Here is an 8,616-nt window from a genome sequence, read left to right on the forward strand (position 1 = left end):
ATCGCCATGTTGGGCGCTTCTATAGTAATATAAGTACCCACCGGTTTTCCCATGGTTTTTGCTCCGTTCTCCGTCTCAATTTTCACCGTTGTAATCTTAATTTCCCTCTCCTCATCATAATTCTCTTCCAGGACAACTCCAGATATCTCTACATTGTCAGCTTCAAAACGCTCTTTCTGCTCCAAAGCCAGATCCGTTCTAATACTGTACTTTTCAACCATTTCCAAATCCTCACTTTATCTCATCATTATTGCTAGTTTTTACAATAATTTCAGAAATATGTATTGACATTAAAGAGTCATTAGCATAAAATAAACACGTATGTTTCGTTAGAACGTCCGTGTCCGGCTCTAACGAATATATTTATCGAGCTTGAATCGAAATATGAGGATATTGGAGGTGGACAAGTTGGCTAATATCAAATCTGCAAAAAAGAGAATTTTAGTGAATGAGACAAAGAATGCCAGAAACAAGGCTATCAAATCTAAAGTTAAGACTTGCGCAAAGAAAGTTGAAACAGCTGTTGCTAATAAGGATGCCGCTGCTGCTGCAGAAGCACTGAAGGTTGCAATCGTTGAAATCAATAAAGCAGGAAGCAAGGGTGTTTATCATAAGAACACATGCGCCAGAAAGATTTCCCGTCTGACAAAAGCTGTTAACGGAATTGCTTAATCTATAAACACAAAAAAAGACAGCCATACCGTCATGTGGCTGTCTTTTTTTACTGCTATAATTTAGAATATCCATAGCTATTCACAATTGCTTCCACCCGCTTGCCTTCTTCGCACATTGGGCATTTTGCCGGTTCATACGCCCGATAGTCCGGAATATCTCTTGCCGTAAAAATCGTCTTAATCTCCATACCTGCAATCTTATTTACCGCGCTGAATATGGACGCAACCCCACACACCGTTCCGCCATAATACAGTACACATTCGATTGCCCTGTTAATGGTCTTTCCGGTGGTAACCGACGCAGCCAGAATCAATACCTGTTGGTCTTTAATCATTCTCTGCTTATTATCGCGGAACATCATCTGTCCAATCGCATCAAACTCCGGTGTAATTACAGAAATATTATTTCCCGCACTCAACGACATACGATTGCTGTCTGCAAGCTGCTCTGCCATAAAGGTTCCGATAACTTCTGTCTCGTCCAGACACACAATTGTATTAACAAAAGTATTGGACATATACTCATGCGCAAGCTCCTTGGCAGCTTCTCTGGCATTGTTGTGCCTTGATTTGACGGTAGACATATCAATGTATGTATTCAGATGGGAATTGCTTGTTGCAAAATGTCCCTTCAATACCTTGATACGCGCTTTGGGGTTTTTGGTTGAGCGAAGATCCTCAAGTCTCTCATCCATGGTTTGTTCCTCCTGTCCCTTTTTATTCAGTGTATCACAAAATTGGCTCAAAAGGAAGCATAAGAACACAAAAAGCGCAGGATCCGTAAACTATGGACTCTGCGCTTTTTCTCACACAATAACTAGTTATTGATTAACTTATCTTCATCACTCCAGCTGTAAAGCTTTCTTACTTCTTCTCCAACTACTTCTGCCGGATGCTCTGCCGCTTTCTTTCTCATAGCTTTGAAGTGTACCTGACGTCCTGCTGGGGACATATCCAGTAAGAATTCTTTTGCGAATGTACCATCCTGAATATCAGACAGAATCTTCTTCATTGCTTTCTTGGTATCTTCCGTAATAATCTTCGGTCCTGTAATATAATCGCCATATTCAGCAGTATTGGAGATGGAATATCTCATTCCTGAGAAACCTGACTGGTAAATCAGATCTACAATCAGCTTCATCTCATGGATACATTCAAAATATGCATTTCTCGGATCATAGCCTGCCTCAACCAATGTCTCAAAACCTGCCTGCATCAGCGCACATACACCGCCGCAAAGAACAGCCTGCTCACCAAAGAGGTCTGTCTCTGTCTCTGTTCTGAATGTAGTCTCAAGGACACCTGCTCTTGCTCCGCCGATTCCCAATGCATATGCAAGCGCCTTGTCAAGCGCTTTTCCTGTTGCATCCTGCTCTACTGCAACCAGACACGGAACACCCTTACCAACTTCATACTCACTTCTTACTGTATGTCCTGGTCCCTTCGGTGCGATCATAGTTACGTCTACGTTCTTCGGAGGCGTGATACATCCGAAATGGATATTGAAACCATGTGCAAACATCAGCATATTGCCTTCCTCAAGGTTCGGTTCAATGTCCTTTTTGTACATGTCAGCCTGTAATTCATCGTTGATAAGAATCATAATGATGTCAGCCTGTTTTGCTGCTTCAGCCGCCGTAAATACCTGGAAGCCCTGCTCTTCAGCTCTCTTCCATGATTTACTTCCCTCGTAAAGGCCGATGATTACATCACACCCGGAATCCTTTAAGTTCAATGCATGTGCATGTCCCTGGCTTCCGTAACCGATGATTGCAATCTTCTGTCCTTCCAATACTGATAAGTTACAGTCTTCCTGATAATAAATTTTTGCCATTGCTGCATTCCTCCTACCATATGTATAAATTATATATTGTTAAAGGTTATTTCCTTTAGCCAGCTAATCAATAAATGTCACGTCTTTAATGCCGCGCGCCAGACCGGTAATGCCCGTTCTCGCAAGCTCCAGTATCTCATATCCATCCAGAAGGTTCAGGAAAGCTTCCAGCTTGGACTGATTACCGGTAAGCTCCACCATCAGGCATTCCTTCTCAACATCTACTACCTTCGCCCGGAAAATATCTGCCAGAGAAATCACTTCTGATCTCTGGGAAGCATCTGCGCGAATCTTAACCATAATCAATTCTCTGTAAACGGATTCTTCCGGCTTCAGCTCCTTAATCTCAATAATATCCTCCAGCTTACGAACCTGTCTCTCAATCTGAGACAAAATCAATTCATCTCCGCTCGTCACAATTGTAATTCTGGTAAATCTCGGATCTGCGGTCGTTCCTGCCGTAATACTGTCTACGTTATATCCCCGTCTGCTGAACAGACCGGCAATCCTGCTGAGTACACCGGGATTGTTGTCAACCAATAATGAAAATACTCTTTGCATACTGCACCTCTCAATTCTTGTTTCTTTTTAAAAACAGAGTGCGTTCTGTTTTTTTATAATAACAACATCTATCTGATTTGTCAAGAGTATCCTCTGATTTATTTCTGCATTTGCTCATATAAATCATTCAGATACACCCACCTGTCCATTTTTTCCTCTAATTTTCCTTCTGCCTCTTCCTTTTTTTCCATCAATTCCTTCAATTTTACGGAATTAGTTGCATGCACCTCCATCTGTCTTTCCAGGTCTTCTATCTTTTCTTCCAACCCTGCAATTTCATCGTCAATTACTGCAAATTCCCGTTCTTCTTTATAGGTAAAACGCAGCTTTTTCTCATGCTGTTTCCAGGTATTCTTTGATGGACTCTCTGCCTTTTTTTCTTCTTTTTGCGGTGCTTTTTGCAGATTTACCGATATATCCTCACTTTCCTTTTTCAACAGATAATCAGAATATCCTCCTTCGTACTGCTGCAAATGTCCACTGCCGTCAAATGCAAAAATGCGGTCTGCCACATTATCCAGAAAATACCGGTCGTGGGATACGGTTATCACAATTCCCTGGAAGGAATTCAGATAATCCTCCAGTACGGTCATCGTAGGGATATCCAGCGAATTCCCCGGCTCATCCAGCAGAAGAACATTGATTTCTCCACATAAAACACCCAGAAGATAGAGCCTTCTCTTCTCCCCTCCGGACAGCTTTCCTATCGGTGAATATTGCATATCAGGAGTAAATAAGAAACGCTCCAGCATCTTTGCGGCACTGATTTTTCCCTCTTTCGTAGTAACATACTCGGCAATATCTTTCACATAATCAATCACCCGCTGATTGTCATTCATTTCCTGCTCTTCCTGCGCAAAATACCCCACTTTCACCGTCTCGCCTACTTGAATCTCTCCACTGTCCGGGCGGATAATCCCCGCCAAAAGCTTCATCAGTGTCGTCTTCCCACAGCCATTCGGTCCGATAATACCCAGCCGCTGATTCTTAAGAAGAATATAACTGAAATCGTTCAATATCACCTTATCTCCATAGCTTTTACAAACATGGGAAAGCTCTATAGTCTTCTTTCCCATCCTGGTCTCAACAGAATCAAGCTCTACAGTCTGGTCTTTTACAGGTGCCTCGCCATTTTTCAACATCTCCAGGCGCTCCAGCCTTGCTTTCTGCTTAGTGCTTCTGGCACGGCATCCCCGCTTCGCCCACTCCATTTCTATCCGGAGAACACTCTGGCGCTTCCGCTCCGCAGCAAGCTCCATTTCCTCCCGCGCAGCTTTCAGCTCCAGAAACCCGGAATAATTCGCCTCATAACTGTAAATCTGTCCGTGGCTGATTTCCAGAATATGATCAGTCACACAATCCAGGAAATACCGATCATGGGTTACCATCAGAATCGTGCCTTTAAATTTCCGGAGATACTCTTCCAGCCAGCCCATCATCCGGGTATCCAGATGGTTCGTCGGCTCGTCCAAAAGAAGCACATCAAAATCAGACGCCAGTACTTTCGCCAGCGCAAGCTTCTTCTTCTGTCCGCCGGACAGATGGGAAACAGACTCCTCATAATCTGCAATTCCAAGCTGCTGCAGATTACTCTGTACTTTCCATACATTCTCATCATCCTGTATATAAGAAAGAATCGTCGCTCCCTTCGGGAATTCAGGATCCTGGGACAGATAAGCTATCTTCAGTCCATTCTGCTTAACTATCTGTCCGTGATCCGGCACTTCCAGACCTGCCGCCATTTTCAGGAAGGTCGTTTTCCCGGTACCGTTCATACCGATAATCCCGATCTTGTCTCCTTCCTGTATCCCGACAGAAGCCTCCGCAAAAATAGTCTTCTCACCGAATACTTTACTGATATGCTCAAAATTAATTATATTCATTGGAATCATCCTTTTAACCTCATTGTTATACATAAATAATCATAAATGATTTTGGCCGGAACGTCAACTTGCAGGCTCTCTATATCTTGCTATTTACTCTTTTCCGTGCTATATTTAATCCGATAAAACACTTGTCTGTATAGCAAAATGGAGGACATTATGGTAGAAAAATGGAATATTACGATTCCGGAACTGACCGGCGACGAAGAAAGACGTGCTTACATATATCTTCCGGAATCTTATACAAATGAACCGGACAAACATTATCCGGTGCTTTATATGTTTGACGGGCATAATGTTTTTTTTGATGAAGATGCCACTTACGGCAAATGCTGGGGCATGAAGGAATACATGGATTACACACAGACCCAGGTAATCATTGCCGCAGTAGAATGCAACCACAGCCCTGACAACGGAAGGATTAAAGAATACTCTCCTTTCACCTTCCGCAATCCTAAACTGGGAAATATTACCGGACTCGGCAAAATTACAATGAACTGGATGGTTCATACCTTTAAACCTTATATTGACGAAAATTTCCGAACCATTCCGGACAGAAATCACACCTTCATTGCCGGAAGCTCTATGGGTGGTCTGATGAGTCTGTATGCAGTTCTCGAATATAACCAGACATTCTCGCGGGCAGCTGCATTATCCCCATCCATCTGGTTTGCCACAAAGAAATTGTCCGATATGATTTCTCATGCCCGGATCAAACCGGACACTGTGATTTATATGGATTACGGGGCCCGTGAAATGCGCCACCACAACAATATGCGAATACAATTCAGCAAAGTAACTTCCCAGCTTCTGCAAAAACAAATTCTGCTGGAAAGCCGAATTGTACCGAATGGAGATCACTGTGAAGCAAGCTGGGAAAAGCAGATTCCGTTCTTTATGAATACGCTATTATATGAGTTTTAATCATACTTCAAACTAAGGAGGAACACCATGGAAGTACAATATTACAAAAATTACAGTCCGGCACTTGGGCGGGATATGGAATGTAAGATATATGGTCACGCAGGACGACCGGTTCTTTTTATCCCCTGCCAGGACGGCCGCTTTTTTGATTTTGAAAATTTTCACATGACAGACGTCTGGTCTCCCTGGATTGAATCGGGAGAAGTTATGATATTTTCCATTGATACGATCGATGCAGAAACCTGGTCCGACCAGGGCGGGGATCCAAGATGGCGAATCTGCCGTTATGAACAATGGATTCAGTACATTACAGACGAACTGGTTCCTTTCATGCGTGCGATGGCTAATGAGCGCAATGGTTGGAGCGGCTACCCTGGAATTCTGGTATTTGGATGCAGCCTTGGCGCCACTCATGCCGCCAACCTGTATTACCGCCGCCCGGATCTTTTTGATCGTCTTCTTGCGTTAAGCGGTATTTACACATCCGAATATGGATTCGGTAATTATATGGATGACTTGGTTTATATCAACTCTCCGGTCCACTACCTTCCGAATCTGCCGGAAGATCATCCATACATCGAAATGTACAATCAACAGAAATCCGTCATCTGTGTGGGACAAGGACCATGGGAAATCCCTGAATCCACAAGACAAATGCAGTCTATCCTTCAAAGTAAAGGAATCCATACCTGGGTGGATTTCTGGGGCTATGACTGTGCACACGACTGGGATTGGTGGTACAAGCAGGTAACCTACTTCGTTCCATACCTTCTGAATTAATATTTCCAGGCTGACAAACATGTGTAACCAGCGCCAGCACAACTGGTGTTATAATATATATCACTACAAACAAAAAAGGATGAGAGTACTATGAAAAACTTTATTTTTATTTCCCCTAATTTTCCTACGAATTACTGGCAATTCTGCCGGGAATTGAAAAAGAACGGTCTGAATGTGCTGGGTATCGGCGACCAGCCTTACGATGAACTAAATGCCGAACTGAAAGACAGCCTGAATGAATACTATAAAGTAAACAACCTGGAAAGTGAAGACGAAGTCTACCGCGCCGTTGCCTTCCTCATCTACAAACACGGATGTATAGACTGGCTGGAATCCAACAATGAGTATTGGTTGGAACGTGACGCCAGGTTACGCACGGATTTCAACATTGCAAGCGGCTTCCATACAGAAGATATCCCTCGCATCAAATTCAAATCTAAAATGAAAGAATATTATGCCAAAGCCGGAATCCCCACAGCCCGTTATCACCTGGTTGACACCAAGAATGGCTGTCTGAAATTTATCAAAGAGGTTGGCTACCCCGTCATCGTAAAACCGGACAACGGAGTCGGCGCTTCTGATACGCATAAACTCTCCTGCGATGCTGACCTGGAACATTTTCTGGAGACAAAAATTCCGGATATCCAATACATTATGGAAGAATTTATCCATGCAGAAGTCAATTCCTATGATGCGATTATTGATGCCGATGGTAAGCCGATGTTTGAGACAGGTAATGTAACTCCTATGTCTATTATGGATATTGTAAACAACTCTGACAATTCCATTTACTACATCGTAAAGAACCTGCCGGCGGATACCCGTGCAGCCGGTCGCAGGACTGTAAAAAGCTTTGGTGTAAAAAGCCGTTTTGTCCACTTTGAATTCTTCCGCCTCACACAGGATCAGGAAGGAATGGGGAAAAAGGGTGATATCGTTGCCCTGGAAGTGAATATGCGCCCATGCGGCGGCTTTTCGCCGGATATGATGAATTTCGCCAACAGCACAAACGTATACAAAATCTGGGCAGATATGATTGCCTACAACCGCTCTACACTTCCGGACGGAGAACACGCATACTGTGCCTATGCCGGGCGCCGCGACGGGAAAAATTTCGTATTAAGCCATGAAGAGATTATGGAGAAATACGGCAGCAACATGAAAATGATGGAGCGTATCCCCGACGTGCTTTCCGGAGCAATGGGCAACCAGATGTATGTTGCTACTTTTGGCACAAAAAAAGAAATGGATGCTTTCTACAAAGATATTCTAAAATGTAAAAAATAAACACTTTTGATTTTTTCCAAAACCGGCGACAGTAAAACTGCCGCCGGTAAGTCTCAAAAGATTTCCTTATTTGTCGAATATCTCCATAAATCTCTGGATAATAATCGCACATTCTGCACGGCTTGTGCTGCCCTGCGGGTCAAGTCGATAGGAATTATCCGTATTCTCTTTTCCTTCAATGATTCCATTTTCTACTGCCCACTTCATAGCAGTTTCTGCGAATCCGCTTACCTGTCCTGCATCAGAAAAGCTGCTGAGATCTGCCGTCTTTGAGATATCGTATTTCTTATAATCCGCATAACGGTACATCATAACTACCATCTGCTCACGGGTAATCGGATCATTTGTTCCAAAGTATCCGGAATCTGTATAACCCGTAACAACCTTCGCATCAGCCGCCCACAGAACTGCCGTTGAATAGAACTGTCCATCCGGTACATCCGGGAATCTGTTCGTATACGCTGCATCCGGTTTGCCTTCAATTCTGTGAAGAATCGTTGCAAACTGTGCACGTACCAGCGTTGCGTATGGTGAGAAATGCGTAGGATCTGTACCCGTCATGGTTCCTGCAAAGTAGTTGTAGTATGCTCCATCGTAGAACCAGTCACCTTTTACCACGTCTACATATGGAAGTTCCTTCTTTTGCAGAGCTTTTGCTGCTTCGTCAAGCGCT

Annotated in this window: 10 protein-coding genes; 4 read left to right on the forward strand and 6 right to left on the reverse strand. The window is 43.5% G+C overall.

The genetic code is table 11. The features are described from left to right. On the reverse strand, window positions 1-221 hold a 221-nt coding region (locus OCV99_RS04335), incomplete at its 3' end, for a GPR endopeptidase (protein ID WP_158368604.1). Window positions 222-408: 187 nt separating this feature from the next. Here OCV99_RS04335 and rpsT point away from each other — a divergent pair. Next, complete coding sequence (rpsT, locus tag OCV99_RS04340; RefSeq protein WP_158368526.1) at window positions 409-672, forward strand: 30S ribosomal protein S20; 264 nt, start codon at window positions 409-411, stop codon at window positions 670-672. Window positions 673-727: 55 nt separating this feature from the next. Here the strand turns inward: rpsT and OCV99_RS04345 are convergent, their stop codons facing one another. The 4 genes from OCV99_RS04345 to OCV99_RS04360 all read right to left on the reverse strand — a co-directional run bounded on the left by OCV99_RS04345 (window position 728) and on the right by OCV99_RS04360 (window position 4,952). Continuing rightward, the gene (locus tag OCV99_RS04345) at window positions 728-1,369 is read right to left on the reverse strand and encodes a type I phosphoribosyltransferase (RefSeq protein ID WP_158368528.1); all 642 of its coding nucleotides are present in this window, start codon (window positions 1,367-1,369) and stop codon (window positions 728-730) included. Window positions 1,370-1,491: 122 nt separating this feature from the next. Further along, window positions 1,492-2,508 (reverse strand): ketol-acid reductoisomerase, encoded by a 1,017-nt coding sequence (gene ilvC / locus OCV99_RS04350; protein ID WP_158368530.1) that lies wholly within the window; start codon window positions 2,506-2,508, stop codon window positions 1,492-1,494. Between the two features lie 63 nt (window positions 2,509-2,571). Continuing rightward, window positions 2,572-3,069 (reverse strand): acetolactate synthase small subunit, encoded by a 498-nt coding sequence (gene ilvN, locus OCV99_RS04355; RefSeq protein ID WP_158368532.1) that lies wholly within the window; start codon window positions 3,067-3,069, stop codon window positions 2,572-2,574. A 98-nt stretch (window positions 3,070-3,167) separates the two neighbouring features. Then, complete coding sequence (locus tag OCV99_RS04360; RefSeq protein WP_158368535.1) at window positions 3,168-4,952, reverse strand: ABC-F family ATP-binding cassette domain-containing protein; 1,785 nt, start codon at window positions 4,950-4,952, stop codon at window positions 3,168-3,170. Between the two features lie 159 nt (window positions 4,953-5,111). On the opposite strand from OCV99_RS04360, the gene OCV99_RS04365 reads away from it, so the two are divergent. The 3 genes from OCV99_RS04365 (at window position 5,112) to OCV99_RS04375 (ending at window position 7,943) form a co-directional block, all read left to right on the forward strand. Further along, window positions 5,112-5,876 (forward strand): alpha/beta hydrolase, encoded by a 765-nt coding sequence (locus tag OCV99_RS04365; RefSeq protein ID WP_158368537.1) that lies wholly within the window; start codon window positions 5,112-5,114, stop codon window positions 5,874-5,876. Between the two features lie 27 nt (window positions 5,877-5,903). Beyond that, window positions 5,904-6,656, forward strand: coding sequence for an esterase family protein (locus tag OCV99_RS04370; RefSeq protein WP_158368539.1), 753 nt, complete (start codon window positions 5,904-5,906; stop codon window positions 6,654-6,656). A 90-nt stretch (window positions 6,657-6,746) separates the two neighbouring features. After that, window positions 6,747-7,943, forward strand: a complete 1,197-nt coding sequence (locus tag OCV99_RS04375) for an ATP-grasp domain-containing protein (protein ID WP_158368541.1) — start codon at window positions 6,747-6,749, stop codon at window positions 7,941-7,943. Window positions 7,944-8,009: 66 nt separating this feature from the next. Here the strand turns inward: OCV99_RS04375 and OCV99_RS04380 are convergent. Continuing rightward, on the reverse strand, window positions 8,010-8,616 hold a 607-nt coding region (locus OCV99_RS04380; protein WP_158368543.1), incomplete at its 5' end, for an S-layer homology domain-containing protein.

It is taken from the genome of Dorea acetigenes, assembly GCF_025567385.1.
Taxonomy (GTDB): domain Bacteria; phylum Bacillota; class Clostridia; order Lachnospirales; family Lachnospiraceae; genus Claveliimonas; species Claveliimonas acetigenes.